The organism is Lutibacter sp., assembly GCF_016342705.1.
Classification (GTDB): Bacteria; Bacteroidota; Bacteroidia; order Flavobacteriales; family Flavobacteriaceae; genus Lutibacter.
On sequence record NZ_JAEINV010000001.1, the window covers coordinates 194,620 to 215,556 of the forward strand.

The following is a 20,937-nucleotide window of genomic DNA, read 5'->3' on the forward strand; positions in this document are numbered from 1 at the left end:
TAAGTTTTTATGGCTTTTTTTATTTCGCTTATTTTTTAAATTATTTTCTGTAGTTGAAATTTTGATGAAGATTCTCGAATAAGTAATTTAGGATTTAAAACAACTTTTTTCTCAATTTTAATATTTCCATTATTTCCACCTACTTGTTCTAAGAAAACATTAGCGGCCATTCTACCCATTTCTAAAGGAGATTGATCTACAGATGTTATAGATAATTCCATAAATTTTGTGAATGGTTCATTCGCAAAACCTGCTACACAAATATCTTGCGGTATTTTAAATCCTTGAGCATTAATTTCTTGAATAGCCCCAAGAGCAGTAAAATCACTTGACGAAAAAATAGCATCAGGTGGATTATCCAATTCTAGTAGTTTTTTTGTAATTTTTCTTCCTTCTTCAACTTTACTAATAGTTTCAATAACTATGCTTTCGTCAAACTCTAAGCCACTATCTATAATTGCTTGCTTGTAGCCAAGATATCTATCTCTAAAAATTTCAATTAAACGATTGTTTGATAAATGCGCAATGCGCTTACAACCTTGAGCTATTAAATGTGTCGTTGCATCATAAGCTCCCTGAAAATCATTAATAGTAACAGTGCTTACACCATCAATATTAGCTTTCCTATCAAAAAATATAAGTGGGACATTCTTTTTAAGAATTCTGTTAAAGCTCTCGTTTTGTTCATTTGAGACATTTGAAATTGACATTAAAATACCGTCAACCTGAGCATTCAATAACGCATCAATGTTTTCAATTTCTAGATTTTTATCATCCCTTGTTTGACAAATTATTACATGATAGCCATGCGGGTGAAGCTCTTCTTCAATCCCTCTAATTACGGTTGCAAAAAAATTGCTATCTATACGAGGTACAATCACTCCAATATTATTACTTTTCCCACTTTTTAAAGCTAAAGCTAGCTTATTTTGTTTATAATTCATTTGAGAAGCTGTTTCCATCACTAATTTCCGTGTAGCTTCACTAATTTTTGTGTTATTATTTAAGGCTCTAGAAACTGTAGCAGCTGTAATGTTTAGTTTTTTAGCAATGTCATATATTGTTGTTTTACCGCTCATTCTAATTTTTTTGTAAAAATACAATTTAATATTTATTAATCTAATAAATGTTATCGATTACCTTATTTTATAGAATTAAAAAAATTAAGTGCTGAATGAGGTTTCATGGTCAAAATAATAACCCTAAATGAATCCTTAATTAAATGAATAAGTTAAATATTACTTATAAAGAGTTAATTTAACATTTATTTTAGAATTTGTTTGTTTATATGGATGTAAATATTTACTTTCGTGTAATCGATTACATAGAAATTAATATTCTATGTGTAAATTGTTATTGTAGCAATTAATTGTTTAATCAAATTTTAAAATAATTAGTAATGCCTATATTAAAACATAAATCATTTTTTGGGTTACTCCTGTTAAGTATTTTATTCTCTTGTAATGCGACTAAGGAAAAGGTTGCAATGGAAAATCATTGGGATAAAATGCAGCAAATAATAGACAGTATATCCACTCCTGTTTTTCCAGATAAGGTTTATAATGTTTTAGATTTTGGAAGTGTAGCCGATGGAGTTTTTGACAATACAAATTCTTTTAAGGACGCAATTAAGGCTTGCTCAGAGAGTGGTGGAGGTATGGTTATAATTCCGAAAGGAAAGTATTTATCGGGACCAATTCATTTAGAAAGTAATGTGAATCTTCATTTAGAAGAGGGTGCTGAAATTTTATTTAGCACAAACCCAAAAGATTATTATCCTTTAGTCCATACTTCTTATGAGGGCACAGAACTTATGAATTATTCACCTTTAATATATGCTTATAGGAAAAAGAATATTGCTATTACTGGAAAAGGTATTTTAAATGGGCAAGCCAGTAATGAAAATTGGTGGTCTTGGTGCGGAAAAGATATTTATGGATGGAAAGAAGGAATGGGGAATCAAAAGGATAGTTTAAATCTTCCAGTATTAATGGAAATGGGCGAAAATAATGTTCCTGTAGATAAAAGAATCTTCGGGGAAAACCATTTTTTAAGACCAAGTTTTATTGAACCATTTGATTGTGTAAATGTTTTGGTTGAAGGTGTAAAGATTATAAATGCGCCTTTTTGGGTGATACATCCAATAAAATGTACCAATGTTATTATTGACGGTGTAACAGTTGAAAGTCATGGCCCTAATAATGATGGTTGCGATCCAGAATATTCTAAAAATGTTTGGATAAAGAATTGCACTTTTAATACAGGAGATGATTGTATTGCAATTAAATCTGGTAGAAATGGTGATGGCAGAAGAGTGGCTATAAAAAGTGAAAATATTGTTATTCAAAATTGTAAAATGATTGATGGACATGGTGGTGTAGTAATAGGAAGTGAAATATCTGCAGGTGTTAGAAATGTTTTTGCTGAAAATTGCACCATGGATAGTCCAAATTTAGATAGAGCTTTTAGGATTAAAACAAACTCTAAAAGAGGAGGTGTTGTTGAAAATATCTATGTTAGAAATATTGAAATTGGAGAAGTAAAAGAGTGTGTTTTAAAAGTGAATATGTTTTATGGAATTTATGGTGTTCAAAGTGGCAATTTTATTCCAGTGGTAAAAAATATTTATTTAGAAAATATAACTGTTAAAAATGGAGGTGAATATGGAATATTAGCGAAGGGGTATAAAGAATCTCCAATAAGTAATATCAATTTTAAAAATGTAATTATTGAAAAAGTAAATGAACCTTTTTCACTAGAAAACGTAGAAAATTTAAATTTTGAAAATACATATATAAATGGAAGTCTTATGACAAGTATAAAAAATTAATTCAAACAAAATTATCAATTAGAATATAAACCAAATCTAGTATTAAATTATGAATATCAAAGTTTTACTAAAAGGAGTCCTAAAGTGGACTTGTGCTATTTTTCTTTTTTTGGGTACGCTCATAGGGAATGATGTTTATGCACAAAATGGATCTGAAATAAGCGGGGTAGTTACAGATGAAGGAGGCCTGCCTTTACCAGGAGTTAATATTGTTGAAAAAGGAACTAAAAATGGAACTTCAACTGATTTTGATGGAAAGTTTTCTATGAAAACTACAAGCTTAAATGCTAAATTAGTAATAAGTTACCTAGGTTTTCAAACTCAAGAAGTTAACGTTGTGGGGAAAAAAGCACTAAACATTGTACTTAAAACAAATTTAGAATCATTAGACGAAGTAGTTGTCATTGGTTATGGAACAGCTCGTAAATCAGATTTAACAGGTTCTGTTGCTGCTATTTCAGGAGATGCTTTAAAAAAGGTAGCAATTTCAAATGTTGCTGAAGCATTAACGGGTAGAATGGCAGGTGTACAAGTTTTATCAACAGAAGGATCTCCAGATGCTGAAATTAAAATTAGAATTCGCGGTGGAGGCTCATTAACTCAAGATAGCTCTCCATTAGTGATAGTAGATGGATTTCCGGTAAATAGTATGAGTGATGTTTCACCATCTGACATTGAAAATATTACTGTTTTGAAGGATGCATCTTCAACAGCAATTTATGGATCTAGAGGTGCAAACGGAGTTATAATTATAACTACAAAAACTGGAAAAGATGGAAAAATTGTAGTAGGTCTAAATACTTATTACGGAGCTAAAAAAATTGCAAAAACTTTAGATGTTCAATCTCCTGAAGATTTTGTAAAATGGCAGTATGAATATGCTTTGCTTGAAGATGACTTACCTTCTTATGAAAAAATATTTGGTCAATGGCAAGATTATGATCAATACTTAGGAATGAAAGGGAACAATTGGCAAAAACAGATTTATGGTGAAATGGGTGAGGTTAGAAGTCATGATTTAGGAATTCGTGGAGGCTCTGAAAAGGTGAATTATAATTTTAGCTTTGCAAATTATGATGAAAAAACAATAATGTTAGGTTCTGATTATAAAAGAAATAACATATCATTTTCATTGAAAAATAAAGCGTCTGAAAAAGTAGATTTATCATTAACATTCCGTTATTCTGATACTGAAATAAATGGAGGTGGAGCTAATGAGCAAAATGAAATTTCTTCTGCAGATGCACGTCTGAGACATAGTGTTGGTTACTCACCAATTCCGTTACCTGGTTTAACAACTGACAATACAGATGAAGCACTTTCCAGTTATTTGGTAAATCCATTTGTTGCGGTTGCAGATAATCAACGTAAAAAACTTAGAAAAAACTTTAACGTACTTGGTAGCATTTCTTGGGAAATTATTGAAAACCTTAAATTTAAAACAGATTTAGGTTTAGATAATTATAATAATTTAGATTATCGTTTTTATGGACGTTCTACTTATTATGCTAACAATAGACCAGCAGCAGAAAATCAAGGATTACCTTCATTAGTTTTTAGTGATGAGAAAAGAGAACGCTTCAGAAATGCAAATACATTTAACTACGATTTTAAAAATTTATTAGGAGATGATCATAGTTTAAAACTTTTGGTTGGAGAAGAAATGCTTATCAATAAAAATAATGAGGTAACAACTGAAATACAAGGTTTTCCAAAGTTTTTTGATTTTGCAACATCTAGAAATCTTACAACGCAAGGTACTCCTCAAGCCGTAGATAATTACTATAGTCCTGATGATAAATTATTATCATTTTTTGGTCGTGTAAATTATGATTATAAAAACCGTTACCTATTAACCGCAACGTATCGTGCCGATGGCTCCAGCAAGTTTTTAGGAGATAATAGTTGGGGATATTTTCCATCTGCAGCCGTAGCTTGGAAAATTACTGAAGAAGATTTTATGAAAGATCTATCATGGGTGAATACATTAAAGTTAAGATTAAGTTATGGTCAGGCAGGAAATAATAATATTCCATCTGGGCAAACTGTTCAAAATTTTGAATCTAGAAATACTACTTACCTTAATGGTATTACTAATTATTGGGCAGCGTCAAATACTTTGGCAAACCCAGATTTAAAATGGGAAACAACTGTAACTCAAAACGTAGGTCTTGATTTTGATCTTTTTAATCGAAAAGTTTCAGGTTCGTTAGAAGCATATAAAAATGTTACTAAAGATTTATTAATTAATTTCCCTGTGCCAGGGACTGGTTATACAAGTCAATATAGAAATATGGGAGAAACTCAAAACATGGGTATTGAAGCTTCTTTAAATATTGCTGCAATAGAAAAAGAAAATTACGGTTTAAATTTTTCTATAAATATTGGTTTAAATAAAAACAAAATCAATTCTTTAGGAGTTATGAGCGATTTTGGACAAAACACCAATTGGGCTTCTTCTCAAATAGGAAATGATTATGTTATAAATGTTGGGCAACCATTAGGATTAATGTACGGATATCAAAGTGATGGACGTTATGAAGTTTCTGATTTTAATTATGATGCCGGAACAGGAAGCTACACATTAAAAGATGGAGTAGTAGATAATACTGCAGTTGTAGGAACTGTTATGCCAGGTACTATGAAATTAAAAGATATTGATGATGATGGTTTAGTTACTGTAAGTGATAATGCAATTATTGGAAATTCAAACCCAAAGCATACAGGTGGTATGGTAATAAATGCATACGCTTATGGTTTTGATCTTTCTGCTGGATTTAACTGGAGTGTTGGAAATGATGTTTATAATGCAAATAAAATTGAGTTTACAACTTCTAATCCAAACGGACAATATAGAAATTTAAGTACAGAAATGGCTGATGGTATAAGATGGACAAATTTAGATCCAACTTCTGGACAATTGGTAACCGATCCTACTCAATTAGCAGCACTTAATGCAAACACTACAATGTGGTCTCCATATATGCAACGTTTTGTTTTTAGTGATTGGGCAGTTGAAGATGGCTCATTTTTAAGATTGAACACGCTTACGTTAGGTTATACAGTTTCAGAATCATTAATATCACAAATTGGTATTTCTAAACTAAGATTTTACCTTACAGCTAATAATGTTTTTATTCTTACAAACTATTCAGGTCTTGATCCTGAGGTTTCTACTAGAAGAAAAACACCACTAACGCCTGGGGTTGATTATTCACCATTTCCACGCAGTAGACAATTGGTTTTTGGTTTAAACCTTAATTTTTAATTAAAAATTTATTAGAAGATGAAACATAAAATAATAATTTTAGGAATAATAATAGCTGGAATTTTTGCTTCTTGCCAAGACTTGAGCGATGATTTTTTAGAAGCGCCAGCAAAATCAACTTTAGATGAATCTATCATTTTTTCTACACCTGGTTTAGCTAAAGGAGCAGTTGACGGAATTAAAGAGCCTTTTGGACAAACAAACTCTTACAGAGGTCGTTTTATTCCATTCTACGGATTTAATACAGATACGGAATGGAATCTTAATTCAGATAAATTAAATGATTCTCAAGCAGATCTATGTGTATACAATACTATGCCAAACAATTCTCAAATGAATACTGAGAATAATGCTTGGGCAATGATGTATTTAGGTATTGAGCGTGCAAATATTTGTATTAGAGGGTTACGTACTTTTGGAAATCCAGAACCAGGAACTGAACTTGGACAGTTATTAGGTGAAGCTTTAACATTGCGCGCAATTTATTATGCGGATTTAACAAAAGCTTGGGGAGATGTGCCAGCTCGTTTTGAGCCAATCAATTCTGAAACTATCTATATAGAAAAATCAAGCAGAGATGTAGTTTACAAACAAATAATTGAAGATTTAGGGGAAGCTGCAACACTTGTTGCTTGGCCAAATGAAACATCAGCAACTACAAGTGTAGAGAGAATTAATAAAGCTTTTGTAAAAGGATTAAGAGCACGTTTAGCAATGGTAGCAAGCGGCTATCAACAATACCCTGATGGCGTTAGAAGAAGCAGTGATGCAGAGCTTTCAGTGGATAAAATGTATAAATTGGCTTTAGATGAATGTCGTGATGTAATTCAAAGTGGAACAGCGCGTTTAGAAACAACTTTTGAAGGATTATGGAGAAAATACAATCAGGAAATTACAACAGCTGGTGGAGAATCACTTTGGGAAATTCCATTTTCTGATGGTAGAGGAAGAGTTTTATTCTCTTTTGCAGTTAGACATACAAAACCTGATCAATTTACAGGTCAAGGCCGAGGAGGTTTGGCAGGCCCACTTCCAACAGTTTTTTATGATTTTGATCAATCAGATACTCGTAGAGATGTTACTTGTGTTCCATATAGATATGGAACACCATCAAATGGAATTGCACAACAAGAATTAGGAAGCTTAGATACCTGGTATTTCGGAAAATACCGTTACGAATGGATGAATAGATATGTGACATCTACCAATGATGATGGCGTTAATAAAATTTACATGCGTTATGCTGAAGTTTTGTTTATCGCAGCAGAAGCAGCTAATGAATTAGAAGGGCCTGGCGCAGCGGCACCTTATTTAAAAGAAATTAGAAAAAGAGCGTTTAAATCTGCAGATCAAGCTCAAAAAGTAGATGCCTACGTAAATGCTTTGTCAAGTAAGGAAAGTATGTTTAATGCGCTAGTGAAGGAACATAAATTTGAGTTTACTGGAGAAATGGAGCGTAAACAATCTCTTATTCGTTGGAATTTGTTAAAAACAAATTTAGAACAAGCTAAATCAAAAATGGTGAATCTAAAAGATCGAACTGGAGAATATGCAGATGTGCCAACAACATTGTATTTTAAATATAAAGAAGACAATGTAACATTAGATATTTACGGTTTAAATAGAAATGAAAACCAAAACCCAGGGATTGAGTATTCTGCAGTTTCTTGGCAATCTTTGGTTGATGATAAAATCAACTCTCTTTTTAAAACTGGTGTAAATCCTGATGACAGACAATTTTGGCCAATTTGGCAAGTATTTATTGATGGAAGTAATGGTAAATTGGTTAACGACTATAACTATTAAGTTTCAAAAGTTAATAATAAATAAAAAGTTATTAAAATTATGAAAGCAAAGAATATATTAAAAGAATTATTAGTGATGCTATTCCTTACATTCACAGTCTTAAGTTGTGACTACGATGTTGATGTTATAGATAATCTATTAGTAGATAGAGAATTTGCTCCAGTTGGTTTAACAGCTAGAGTTAGAAACCAAACAACAGTTGAATTAAATTGGACTACAAAAGATAATGTAGATTATTACGTGGTAGAATTTAGTGCGGATGATCCTACTTTTGCAAACATTTATAAATCCATTGAAGTTAGAGCAGATGAATTACCTATTCAAGTGGCATTAGAAGGAGAAACTGTTTATTCCATAAGAGTAAAAGCAATTAGCGCCATAGGATTGGACGAATCTAAATGGGCAATTGGGGAAGCGACTACATTAACAGAACAACTGATGTTACCCCAAGAAGCGGGCGATATTAAGGCTTTAGAAGCTACATTTAGATGGGTGCCTAATAGCAATGTTACACAAATTGTAATAAATCCTGGAGATATTAAGCATGACATTAATGCCCAGGAAAAAATTGATGGAATTGCTACTGTAACTGGATTAACCAGTGAAACTAATTATAGTGCAGTATTATTAAACAATGCTAAAACTAGAGGAACTGCAACTTTTACTACCGGAATAGATGTAGGAGATAATACGTTGGTTACAATAGAAGATGATTTATTTCAAATGATTGCTGATGCAGCTCCTGGTGATATTTTATTGTTAGAAGCGGGTGATTATACTTCACAAACCGGAACAATAAAATTAAATAAATCAATTACAATTCAAGGGTTAAGAAGTTACAACAAACCACTTTTAAAAGTTAATTTTGAAATTAATGCAGGAGCAACTGATGTAAATTTAATTGATTTAGATTTGTTGGGAGATGATGGTACAAGTTTATCAGATGTAATAAGATATACCGAAGTTGGAAATTATAATTCACTTTTAGTTAGTGGTTGTAATGTTCATGATTATGCACGTTCATTTATTGCAGGAAATGTTACTGGAGCTATTGTCCAATCAGTAATAGTTGAAAATAGTATTGTTACCAATGTTTTAACAAGCGGAGGTGATTTTATTGACTTTAGAAATTCAGACGTTTTAAATGTTACAGTTAAAACTAGTACATTTAATAATTGTGCACCTGGGCGTGATTTTTTCAGATTGGATGATGCAGGAACATCAACACAATCGGGATTTACTTGTAACGTTCTTTTAGAAAGTTGTACGTTATTTGGTGTTTCTAATACAAATGATAGAATTTTATATGTTAGATTCCAATCAAACAAAATAACAGTTAAAAATAATTTGTTTGCGGAAACATCTGCCTATTATTCAAACCAAAGTAGAACAGATCCAAGTCCTACATTTTTAAATAATAATTATTTTAATGCACCTGGATTTTTTGATTCTTCTCAATTAATATATGATGGTTCAGGAACTCATACGGCTTTAGACCCTGGTTTTGTTGACGCATCTGCAGGTAATTTTAAAATTTCAAATCAAACATTATTAGATAACCAAGTTGGAGATCCACGCTGGAGAATTTAATAAAATGTAATGCATAAATAAATAGGTTACTATAAAAAGAGGTATGCATTTTAGCATACCTCTTTTATTATCAACTTAAATTTAAAATATCTTTTAAAAGGTAATCATAAATTAAAAATGAGATTCATATATTTATTTCTTTTAATTGGACTTATCTCTTGCTCAAAAGAGGAGGGAAATCCTGATGAAATTGTTTTTGTTCAATCAATAACTATTAGTGGATCTAACATAACTTCGGGTACAACAGGTCAAATGACTGCTATTGTTTTGCCAACAAATGCGAATAATAAAATTATTGCTTGGTCAACTTCAGATGATTCTATTGCTACTATTTCTTCTAATGGAATTTTAAAGGCCAGAAAAAATGGAAAAGTTGTTGTTACGGCTACCGCAACAGATAAAAACGTTGTAATTGCCACTAAAGAAATTACAATATCTAGTTTTGAAACCGGAACAGATAATTCTATTGAAGTTTCAAATTCAACCCAACTTTTAAATGCGCTTTCAAATATTAAAGCTGGAAGTACAATTATTTTAAATGAAGGAACGTATACTTTAAACAGTAAAATTAGTATTAGCATCTCTGGAAATGCGCAAGATAAAATCACTTTAATAGGGAAAGAAGGTGAGAATAGGCCAAAATTAGATTTTTCATCAATGGTAGAAAATTCAGCAAATCAAGGTATTGTTTTAACTGCTGATTATTGGCATATAAAAGGAATTGATATTTATAAAGCAGGTGATAATGGATTGCAAATAAAAGGAAGTAATAATGTAATTGAATTTTGCACTTTTTCTGAATGTTCTGATACGGGTTTGCAGATAGATGGTGGAGCATCAAACAATACTATTTTAAATTGTGATTCGTTTTTTAATGCAGATCCAACAATTGAAAATGCAGACGGTTTTGCTTGTAAATTAACTGCAGGTACGGGAAATAAATTTATTGGATGTAGAGCTTGGCAAAATTTAGATGATGGTTGGGATGGTTATTTAAGAGGGACAGATAATATTACAACTACCTATGAAAACTGTTGGTCAATTAAAAATGGCTATTTAAAAAGCGGCTCCAAAGGAAATGGTGACGGTAATGGTTTTAAAACAGGTGGAAGCGATGATAAGTTATTAAAGCACAATGCAATTTATAAAAACTGTATTGCTGTTGGAAATGTTTTTGATGGTTTTGATCACAATAGTAATAGAGGAAATGTTACAATGTACAACTGTTCAGCTTATGATAATGGAAAAAATTATTCATTTAGTAACACTAACCCTTTAGAAAAACTAACTATTAAAAACAGCAGTGTTTTAGGAACGTTAGGAAGTGTAAGTTCCACAGTTGTTGATATTACTAATAATAGTTGGCAAAACGGAATTTCTGTAACTTCTGATGATTTTGAAAGTATAGATTATAATCAATTATTAAATTCAAGAAAATCTGATGGAAGTTTACCAGAAGTAAATTTCTTTCACTTAAAATCAGATAGTGATTTAATTGATAAAGGAATAAATGTTGGATTGCCATTTAACGGTTCAGCTCCAGATTTAGGCGCTTTTGAAAGTAATTAATTGTTTTATTAATATTTATGAATTTAAAAAGTTCACATATAATTTTTTTCTTTTTAGTTTTTGCATTTCATGTAAATTCTCAACAGATGAAAACAATAGACACAAGTTATACAGTCTATAGTTCTTACACAAAATATTTGAAAAAATTTCCAGAAATTGAAATTGTAAACCCTCAAATATTTGACAATGTTGTTGAAAAAAAAGAGATTGTTTATAATGAAATTGGAGAACGAAAATTACATTTAGATGCTTTTTATAATAAAAGTAAGGAGTTAAAACCTGCTGTAATTTTAGTTCATGGTGGAGGTTGGAAATCAGGAAATAAATTGCATATGCAGCCAATGGCTCAACATATAGCTTCTAATGGTTATGCCTGCTTTTCTGTTGAATACAGATTATCGCCTGAAGCAATTTTTCCAGCGGGAATTTTTGATATTAAAAATGCAATTCAGTTTATTAAAGAGCATTCAAAAGAATTTAATATTGATGTTACAAAAATTGCAATTTTGGGGTGTTCATCTGGCGGACAAATGGCCGCTTTAATTGGCGCAACCAATAATAATGTAAATTTCGAAGAAGGAAATAGCAAATACAACCAATCATCAGAAGTAAATGCAATTATAGATATTGATGGAATTTTGGCATTTAATCATCCAGAATCTGAAGAAGGAGAAATGGCAAGTTTGTGGTTAGGTGGCAATTCAAAAGATAAAATTGAAACTTGGACAGAAGCTTCTGCACTTTCACATACAAATAAAAACACCCCGCCAATATTATTTATAGGAAGTCAATATCCTCGTTTTTTGGCAGGTAAAGATGATATGATTGAAATTTTAAATAAATACAGTATTTTTAATCAAGCTGAAAAAATAGAAAATAGTCCTCATTCCTTTTGGTTATTTCATCCTTGGTTTAAAGAAACAGTTCAATATATAACAAACTTTTTAGATAAAATATTTAAAGAAAAATAGCATCAGAATATAAAATTCAAAAAATATGAAAGCATTAAAATTTACAGCAATTTTATTTTTTATAAGTCTTATAGCTTGTAAAAATCAGGAAGAAAAAAAAGCAGTTGAAGTTGCAACTCCAGAAGAAACATATAACATAAAAACTGCCAAAACATATGCGGAGTTATCCATTAAAGAAGGTGGGCATTGGGAAGGTAGAGAATATATGGAAGGAACATTTAAAAATGTAACCGAGTTAAAAGTACCAGCAGAACATACAGATCATTCTTGGTATATAAGATATGAAGGGCCAGGCTGGGAAAGTGATAAAGTAGCGTACAGGTTGTATTTAGATTGGAGAAATTGTATTGATATTTTTGGAAAAGTGACAGATAGTATTATTCTACCAAAAGTTGGTCAAGATGGTTTTGATTCCTATCATGAAAAATCCGATTGGGGGCAAGATATTTTAAAAGCTGGAAAAGGCTTAGGAATTGGAGCAATTGGAAGATTTGTAAATAAAGAAGTTTTACATTTTAATGAAGTGGATTCTACTTTTGCTAAAGTTGAAAACGCTATTGACAAATCGGTTGTTACAGTAAATTACAATGGTTGGAAAACTGCTGATAATAAAATAGATTTTAGTTCGGTTTTAGCAATAACACCCAATCAACGTTATACAAAACACACCATTCAAGCTTCAAAAGAGATGGAAGGAATTTGTACAGGTATTGTAAAGCATGGAGTGAATTATTTTACAAAAGAAAGCACCAATAAAAAATGGGGATATATAGCCACTTATGGCAAGCAAACATTAGCTGTTGAGCCTGACAATTTAGGAATGGCAATTTTTTATGAAATAGCAACAGTTGCAGAAGTCACTGAATGGGAACATGACCATTTAATAATTTTTAAGCCTTCAACTAAAGAAATTTCTTTTTACTTTTTAGGTGCTTGGGAACAAGAAAAAGATGGCATAAAAACAGAAGCTGATTTTTTAACTTATTTAGATGAAAAATTAAATGAATTAAACAATACAAATACATTAAAATAGGATTTATGGAAACTTCTAAAATGAACTATGTATTTTTAAGTTTAATAATATGTTTTGTGTTTTTAACACATCAATCTGCTGTAGCTCAAGAAAATCAAAAGCCAACCGATTCCGTTAAAGTTTATACTATTGAAAATTGCGTAAACCAATTTTCAGCAGATAAAACTGTTGAAACTAAAGTTGGTTATCAATATTGGTTTGCGGATAAAGATTTTTTGGATGGGAGAACTCTTAAAATGAGTGTTGTTGCTCCAAATGAAGCTACGCACGCACCACATAAACATATAGAAGATGAATTCTTTTTTGTTTTAGAAGGCACCGCAAAATTCTATTTAGACGGAGAAAGTATTTCTGTTGGTCCATACACAAGTTTATATTGTCCTTCAATGCAAATGCACGGAATCTCTAATGCTGGCGAAACGCAATTAAAATACCTTGTTATTAAAAAATATCAAAAAAATTAAAGTATATGAATACATATAAAAATAGTACAATTATTCTATTAATATTTTTTCTTGGATTAACAACTTTCGCAAGTTGTAAGCAAGAGAAAAAGGAAGTTCAGGAAGTGGAGTTAAGGGATAATAAAGTTATTTCAGATTCTTTAAAATGGTCTGAGAGAATGGCTTTAACATTAATGAAGCATCATCCAGAAGCTTATCAAATTGACGATAAAACAGCGCCAAAATGGGATTATGTGCATGGATTGGTTTTAACTTCTTTTGAACAGTTATACAAAAATACAGGTAATGAAAAGTATTTTAACTACATAAAAGGGTATGCAGATGCTTGTATTGATAGCACAGGAGCAATACCAAGTTATAAGTTTGAAGATTATAATATTGATATGATTGAAGCTGGTAATATTCTTTTCAATTTATACAACACAACAAAAGAGGAAAAATATTTTAAAGCCATGCAGCTGTTGCGTAAACAATTAGACGAGCATCCAAGAACAAATGAAGGTGGGTTTTGGCATAAAAAAAGATATCCAAACCAAATGTGGTTAGATGGTTTGTATATGGGAGAACCATTTTATGCAAGATATACTGTTGATTATGAAAACGGTAAAAATTTAAATGATGTTGCCAAACAATTCGAATTAATTCAAAAACATGCCTTAGATACTAAAACAGGTTTATTATTCCATGGCTGGGACGAAAGTAAAGCAATGGATTGGGCAAATAAAAAAACAGGAACTTCTCCAAACTTTTGGTCTAGATCATTAGGTTGGTATGCTATGGCTTTGGTAGATGTGTTAGATTATTTTCCAAAAGAACATCCAAAACAAGCAGAATTGGTTAGTTATTTAAATCAATTGGCAGTGGCACTTGCAAAAGTTCAACATGAGTCAGGACTGTGGTATCAAGTAACTGATATGGGAGATAAAGAGGGAAATTATTTAGAAGCATCTGGAACTGCAATGTTCGCTTATGCTTTTGCAAAGGGAGTGAATAAAGGATATTTACCTGAAGAATACAAAGAACATGCAAACAAAGCTTTTGATGGTTTAACAAGAGATCTTGTGAAAATTTCTGAATCAGGAGAAGTAGTAATAACTCAAGCGTGTGCCGTAGCAGGTTTAGGAGGAAACCCGTATAGAGATGGCTCTTATGAATATTATGTAAATGAGCGAAAAAAAGATAATGATCCAAAAGCAACTGGACCGTTTATTTTAGCAGCTTTAGAATTGGATAAATAATGAATTATAAACCTATAAATACTGCTTTATGCTCTTTTGGAATGAGCGGATGGGTGTTTCATGCACCATTCCTTTTTGTCAATCCTAAATTTAACTTATTTGCTGTTTTAGAAAGAACAAAAAATCTGGGGCAAGAAAAATATCCATCTATAAAAACTTTTCGATCATTAGAAGAAATGTTAAAAGATGATACTATTGAGTTGGTAATAGTAAATACACCAAATATTACACACTTTGATTTTGCGAAGCAAGTTATACAAGCAGGAAAACATATTATTATAGAAAAACCTTTTACTGCAACTGTTGAAGAAGCTGAAGAGTTAATTAACCTGGCCAAGGAGAATAATGTAGTGCTTTCTGTATATCAAAATAGGCGATACGATAGCGATTTTAAAAGTGTAAAGAAAATTTTAGATCAAAAGGTACTTGGAGAAATTGTAGATGCTGAAATACACTACGATCGTTTTGATTCAAAATTAAGTTATAAAATTCATAAAGAAACTCCAACACCTGCAACAGGAACTTTATATGATTTAGGTTCACATTTAATTGATCAGGCGTTGTTTTTGTTTGGTTTTCCTAATGCAGTTTTTGCCGATTTGGATAGTTTTCGTCCAAATTCAAAAGTTGAAGATTTTTTTGATGTTAAACTGTATTACAAGTCGCATCGAGTAACTCTAAAATCAAGTTATTTTGTGCGAGAAGGATTACCTGCTTTTATTTTTCATGGAAAAAAAGGCTCTTTCATAAAATCTCGAGGAGATGTCCAAGAAGTGGATCTTCAAGCGGGAAAAATGCCTAATTCAGAAAGTTGGGGAACAGAACCAGCAGCTGAAAAAGGATTGTTGCATACAGAAATAGGTGGTAAAATCATTAAAGAACATATTACTTCTTCAAATGGAAATTATATGGAATATTATGATGGAATTTATGAAACTATCAGAAATAACAAACCAGTACCAGTAACTGGAACAGAAGGAAGGAATGTGATAAAAATTATTGAAGCTGCCATAAAAAGTAATAAAGAAAAAAAGGTGATAAACTTATGAGAAAATGCAGCGTCGTATTGTTTTTGTTAAGTTTTATTTCATTCTTCGGTCAAGGAAATACTGAAATTTCAAAAGTTTGGGTGGCAGATAATGGGGATGGAACTTTTAGAAATCCAATTTTACATGCAGATTATTCTGATCCGGATGTGGTAAGAGTTGCAGATGATTATTATATGACTGCATCTTCTTTTAACTGTGTTCCGGGTTTACCAATTTTACATTCTAAAGATATGGTAAATTGGGAATTGGTTAATTATGCGCTTCAAAAACAACCTCCTTATAATGTTTTTGATAAGCCACAACATGGAAATGGTGTTTGGGCTCCTTGTATTAGATTTCATAATAACGAATTTTATATTTATTATCCAGATCCGGATTTTGGAATATATATGGTGAAAGCAAAAGACCCAAAAGGAGTTTGGTCTGACCCAATTTTAGTAAAAGAAGGAAAAGGTTTAATAGATCCAACTCCTTTATGGGACAATAGTGGAAAAGTGTATTTAGCTTATGCGTTTGCAGGTAGCAGAGCAGGAATTAAAAGTTTGTTGGTTGTTTGTACCATGAATGAAGAAGGCACCGTTGCAAATAATGATGAGGTATTAATTATTGATGGTCATATAGATGAATCAACCATTGAAGGACCAAAACTTTATAAATACAATGACTATTATTACATTTTTGCTCCTGCTGGAGGAGTTTCAACAGGTTGGCAAACTGTATTAAGATCAAAAAATATTTATGGTCCTTATGAAAAGAAAAAAGTATTAGAGCAAGGAAAAACGGATATAAATGGTCCTCATCAAGGTGCTTGGGTACAAACCCAAACAGGTGAAGATTGGTTTTTTCATTTTCAGGATAAAGGTGCTTATGGTAGAATTGTGCATTTACAACCTATGAAATGGATAAATAACTGGCCAGTTATTGGAAATGATGATGATAAAAATGGCATTGGTGAGCCTGTTTCAACGTATAAAAAGCCCAATGTAGGAAAAGAATATTCAATAGTTACACCTTTTGATAGTGATGAATTTAACAGTCCAAAATTAGGTTTGCAATGGCAATGGCACGCAAATCCACAAGTATATTGGGGCTTTCCATCAAGTTTAGGTTATTATACAATGTATTGTCGTCCAATTCCAGATAATGCAATTAATTTATATGAAGTTCCAAACTTATTACTTCAAAAATTTCCTGCAGAAGAATTTACTGTTACAACAAAAGTGACGTTTAATGCACGTTCTGATGGTGAAAAAATTGGACTTTTAATAATGGGATTAGATTACAGTTTTTTAAGTGTACAAAAACAAAATGGAGAATTGTATATCTCTCAAGTTATTTGCAAAAATGCGGATAATAATGGTGTGGAATTGGAAAGTAAATCCTTTAAATTAAAAAATAGCACTATTTACCTTAAGGTAGAAGTAAATAAAGGTGGAGTTTGTGATTTTTTTTATAGCGAAAATGGAGAAAATTTCAAGTCTGTTGGTTCAAGTTTTTTAGCAAGTGAAGGAAAATGGATTGGTGCAAAAATAGGCTTTTTAGCACTGAGAAAAGGAAATACAAATGATGCTGGAAGTGTTGATATTGATTGGTTTAGAATAAATAAATTAAATAAATAAAAAATGAATTATTTAAATAAAATTATAATTATTGTATTTGTTACTTGTTTAGTAAATACTGGTTTAAAGGCGCAAGTATTAGATAAATCTTGGGATAAAATTACAAGCATTGATGAAGGAACTTGGTTTGGTTCCCAAGAAGCTAAAGATATTGCTGAAAATGTATTATTATATCAAAGAGATATTGGCGGATGGCCAAAAAATATTCAAATGCAAAATCCTTTAACTAAAGAAGAAATAAAGGAGTTAAAACTTTTAAAAAGTGATGATCATAACGTTACAACAGATAATGGTGCAACCTATAATGAAATGGTTTTCCTTTCTAAAATGTACAGACAAGTGCCAGATCAACGCTATAAAACGGCCTTTTTAAAAGGACTAAATTATATTTTAGAAGCACAGTATGAAAGTGGAGGTTGGCCTCAATTTTATCCTTTAAAAAAGGGATATTATACACATATTACATTTAATGATGATTCTATGGTAAATATTTTAAATGTAATGAAAGAAATTAAAGATGAAACCGATTATTTCTCCATAAAACCATCAAAAGAAATTATTGAAAAAGTAAAAGTAGCATTTGATAAGGGAATTGATTGTATTCTAAAAACACAATACAAACAAAATGGAGTGCTAACAAGTTGGTGCGCACAACACGATGAAAAAACGCTATTACCAGCCAAAGCCAGAGCATATGAATTACCTTCTTTAAGTGGGAAAGAATCTGCAAAAATTGTATTGCTATTAATGGAAATTGAAAATCCATCAAATGAAATTATTACAGCAGTTAACAGTGCAGTAGCTTGGTTTGAAAAGGTAAAAATCACGGGGCTTAGGGAAGATAAAGTTTATAATGAAAAAGGAAAAATCATTGATAAAAAAATGATTCCGGATGCTACGGCTCTGCCTATTTGGGCTCGTTTTATGGAGTTAGATGACAATACTCCATTCTTTTGTGATAGAGATGGTATAAAAAAGGCAACTTTAGCGGAAATTGGTGATGAACGAAGAAAGGGATATGGTTGGTATACAGATCAGCCAAAAGAGGTGTTAAAAAAGTATCCGAAATGGATTAAAAAAAATAAGATTTCTATAGTTGAAAAGGAAAGTGTAAAAAAAAAACCAATTAATGAATACAATGTAGTTGTTTCTCTTGATGGAAGTGGAGATTATACAAGTATTCAGGAAGCAATTAACGCTTCAAAATCTTTTCCATACCAAAGAGTCACTATTTTTGTGAAAGATGGTGTTTATTACGAAAAAATAAAGGTTCATGAATGGAATACAAATATTTCTTTAATTGGTGAAAGTAAAGAGAAAACTATTATTACTTACAATGACTACTTTGGTAAAATGAATTTAGGGAGAAATAGCACTTTTTACACCTATACTTTATTGGTTGAAGCCAATGATTTTTATGCTACAAATTTAACAATCCAAAACACGTCTGGTGAAGTAGGTCAGGCAGTTGCATTATCTGTATTTTCTGATAAAGTTGTGATTACAAATTGTAATATTTTAGGAAATCAAGATACTTTATATACTTCTGGAGACGGAAATAGACAATATTTTAAAGATTGTTATATTGAAGGAACAACCGATTTTATTTTTGGAAAAGCCACCGTTTTATTTGAAAATTGTACAATTCATAGTAAAAAAAATTCTTATATAACTGCAGCATCAACCCCTAAAAATCAGAAATATGGGTATGTTTTTAAAAATTGCAAATTAACTGCTAATGAAGGTGTTACAAAAGTTTATTTGGGCAGACCTTGGAGAATTTATGCTAAAACGGCATTTGTAAATTGCGAAATGGCAAATCATATAGTGCCTGAGGGTTGGCACAATTGGGATAAACCAGAAGCGGAGAAAACAGCCTATTATGCGGAATATAAATCTACTGGAAATGGGGCAAATTCAGCAAAAAGAGTTTCTTGGTCACATCAATTAAAAAAATCACAATTAAAAAAATATTCAATTAAAAAAATCTTAGGTAATAACAAGAGTAATTCAGATCATTTATGGTATGAAACAAATCAGGGTATTAATTAATTCTACTCAAAATATGATACATTCTAAAAGTAATAAAGAACTAACACGTAGAAAATTTGTAAAAACAACAGGAACAGCAATTGCAGGATCAATGATTTTTTCCCCAGCATTTAGTCAGGTTTTAAATAATGCTACAAATAAAAAAAGAGTAGCAATGGTTGGTACTGGAAGTAGAGGAAATTCTCTGTATGGAAAATTTTTGATGGAAGAATATGGAGATATGGTGGAGTTTGTTGGTTTGTGTGATATAAATGAGGGTAGAGTTAAATATGCAAAAAACTACATTGGTGTAGATTGTCCAACATTTACTGATTTTGATCAAATGTTAAATTCGGTACAAATAGATTTATTAATGGTTACTACAGTTGATGCAACCCATCATGAATTTATAATTAAAGGATTAAATAAAAATATTGATGTAGTTACTGAAAAACCAATGACTACAGATGAGCAAAAATGCCAGCAAATTATAGACGCACAACAAAATTCCAAAGGAAAATTAATAATGGCCTTTAATTATAGGTATGGAAAATTATTTACCAAACTAAAGGAAATTATTGATTCAAAAGAAATAGGCGATTTAATTTCAGTTGATTTAAATTGGTATTTAAACACATTTCATGGAGCAGATTATTTTAGACGCTGGCACGGATTAAGAGTTAAATCTGGAACGTTGTTATTACATAAATCGGCACATCATTTTGATTTGTTAAATTGGATGATTGGTTCAGATCCTGTTGAGGTTTATGCTAATGGGGCATTGGAAAAGTATGGGAAAAATAATTCATTTAGGGGTGAAAATTGCAGATCTTGCCCTCATACAAATAAATGTGAGTTTTATTATGATATGACCAAGAATGAAAACTATATGAATTTATATGCCGCAAATGAAAAGTATGACGGTTATTTTAGAGATAATTGTTTGTGGAGAGAAGAAATTGATATTTTTGATAAGATGTCAGTTTTAGTTAAATATGCTAATAATGTTGAGGTTACATATTCTTTAACAACCTATTCGCCTTTTGAAGGTTTTCGTTTTGCTTTTAACGGAAAAGAAGGAAGATTAGAAACTCAAGAAGGAATTCCTTGGAGAGAAGAGAATCCAGAAGACCAAGCGAAACTTCACGAAAAGGAAATGGATAATTCTTCACATACAAAAAAGGAGGTTAAATTTCACGAAATAGTGTCACAAAGAAATTTTGAGGAGTATAAAAAAATAGAATTTCCTTATGTGCGTTCAGGACATTGGGGCGGTGATAAATTAATGTTTGATGAAATTTTTAGAGGGCAAAACACCAAACCAACATTAAATCATGCAGCTGATGTTAGAGATGGATCAATGGCAGTTTTAATTGGTATCGCAGCAAGAAAAAGTATAGACACCGGTTTGCCAATTAAAATTTCAGATCTTACTAATTTAGTTCCGAAAATAAATAAATGGAGCTAAT

General features: G+C 31.2%; 14 protein-coding genes. 13 read left to right on the forward strand and 1 reads right to left on the reverse strand.

Annotated features, from left to right (window positions below; genetic code table 11):
• Positions 1 to 35 precede the first annotated feature (35 nt).
• Positions 36 to 1,079: a LacI family DNA-binding transcriptional regulator gene (locus tag JEY78_RS00710; RefSeq protein WP_291845987.1), complete on the reverse strand. Its 1,044-nt coding sequence runs from the start codon at positions 1,077 to 1,079 to the stop codon at positions 36 to 38.
• Between the two features lie 320 nt (positions 1,080 to 1,399).
• Between JEY78_RS00710 and JEY78_RS00715 the strand changes: the two genes are divergently transcribed.
• The 13 genes from JEY78_RS00715 to JEY78_RS00775 all read left to right on the forward strand — a co-directional run bounded on the left by JEY78_RS00715 (position 1,400) and on the right by JEY78_RS00775 (position 20,936).
• Positions 1,400 to 2,830 carry a glycoside hydrolase family 28 protein gene (locus JEY78_RS00715; protein WP_291845988.1) on the forward strand — a complete coding sequence of 477 codons (1,431 nt, stop codon included), beginning with the start codon at positions 1,400 to 1,402 and terminating at the stop codon, positions 2,828 to 2,830.
• Positions 2,831 to 2,879: 49 nt separating this feature from the next.
• Positions 2,880 to 6,098, forward strand: coding sequence for a TonB-dependent receptor (locus JEY78_RS00720; RefSeq protein WP_291845989.1), 3,219 nt, complete (start codon positions 2,880 to 2,882; stop codon positions 6,096 to 6,098).
• Between the two features lie 18 nt (positions 6,099 to 6,116).
• Positions 6,117 to 7,904: a RagB/SusD family nutrient uptake outer membrane protein gene (locus JEY78_RS00725; protein WP_291845990.1), complete on the forward strand. Its 1,788-nt coding sequence runs from the start codon at positions 6,117 to 6,119 to the stop codon at positions 7,902 to 7,904.
• 39 nt (positions 7,905 to 7,943) lie between these two features.
• Positions 7,944 to 9,494 carry a DUF5123 domain-containing protein gene (locus JEY78_RS00730; RefSeq protein ID WP_291845992.1) on the forward strand — a complete coding sequence of 517 codons (1,551 nt, stop codon included), beginning with the start codon at positions 7,944 to 7,946 and terminating at the stop codon, positions 9,492 to 9,494.
• Between the two features lie 117 nt (positions 9,495 to 9,611).
• Positions 9,612 to 11,063 carry a right-handed parallel beta-helix repeat-containing protein gene (locus JEY78_RS00735; protein ID WP_291845993.1) on the forward strand — a complete coding sequence of 484 codons (1,452 nt, stop codon included), beginning with the start codon at positions 9,612 to 9,614 and terminating at the stop codon, positions 11,061 to 11,063.
• An 86-nt stretch (positions 11,064 to 11,149) separates the two neighbouring features.
• Entirely contained in the window at positions 11,150 to 12,034 is an 885-nt protein-coding gene (locus JEY78_RS00740; RefSeq protein ID WP_291845994.1) for an alpha/beta hydrolase, read from the forward strand.
• A gap of 25 nt (positions 12,035 to 12,059) precedes the next feature.
• Positions 12,060 to 13,067, forward strand: a complete 1,008-nt coding sequence (locus JEY78_RS00745; protein ID WP_291845995.1) for a DUF4861 family protein — start codon at positions 12,060 to 12,062, stop codon at positions 13,065 to 13,067.
• A 5-nt stretch (positions 13,068 to 13,072) separates the two neighbouring features.
• Entirely contained in the window at positions 13,073 to 13,531 is a 459-nt protein-coding gene (locus JEY78_RS00750; protein WP_291845996.1) for a cupin domain-containing protein, read from the forward strand.
• A 5-nt stretch (positions 13,532 to 13,536) separates the two neighbouring features.
• The gene (locus JEY78_RS00755; protein ID WP_291845997.1) at positions 13,537 to 14,769 is read left to right on the forward strand and encodes a glycoside hydrolase family 88 protein; all 1,233 of its coding nucleotides are present in this window, start codon (positions 13,537 to 13,539) and stop codon (positions 14,767 to 14,769) included.
• A complete protein-coding gene (locus JEY78_RS00760) occupies positions 14,769 to 15,818 on the forward strand; it encodes a Gfo/Idh/MocA family oxidoreductase (RefSeq protein ID WP_291845998.1) in 1,050 nt (349 codons plus the stop codon). Before JEY78_RS00755 ends, JEY78_RS00760 begins: the two co-directional genes overlap by 1 nt.
• Positions 15,815 to 17,437, forward strand: a complete 1,623-nt coding sequence (locus JEY78_RS00765) for a glycoside hydrolase 43 family protein (RefSeq protein ID WP_291846000.1) — start codon at positions 15,815 to 15,817, stop codon at positions 17,435 to 17,437. The genes JEY78_RS00760 and JEY78_RS00765 overlap by 4 nt, the downstream gene beginning before the upstream one ends.
• A 3-nt stretch (positions 17,438 to 17,440) precedes the next feature.
• Positions 17,441 to 19,489: a pectate lyase gene (gene pelA / locus JEY78_RS00770; RefSeq protein WP_291846001.1), complete on the forward strand. Its 2,049-nt coding sequence runs from the start codon at positions 17,441 to 17,443 to the stop codon at positions 19,487 to 19,489.
• Between the two features lie 13 nt (positions 19,490 to 19,502).
• The gene (locus JEY78_RS00775; protein WP_291846002.1) at positions 19,503 to 20,936 is read left to right on the forward strand and encodes a Gfo/Idh/MocA family protein; all 1,434 of its coding nucleotides are present in this window, start codon (positions 19,503 to 19,505) and stop codon (positions 20,934 to 20,936) included.
• Position 20,937 lies beyond the last annotated feature (1 nt).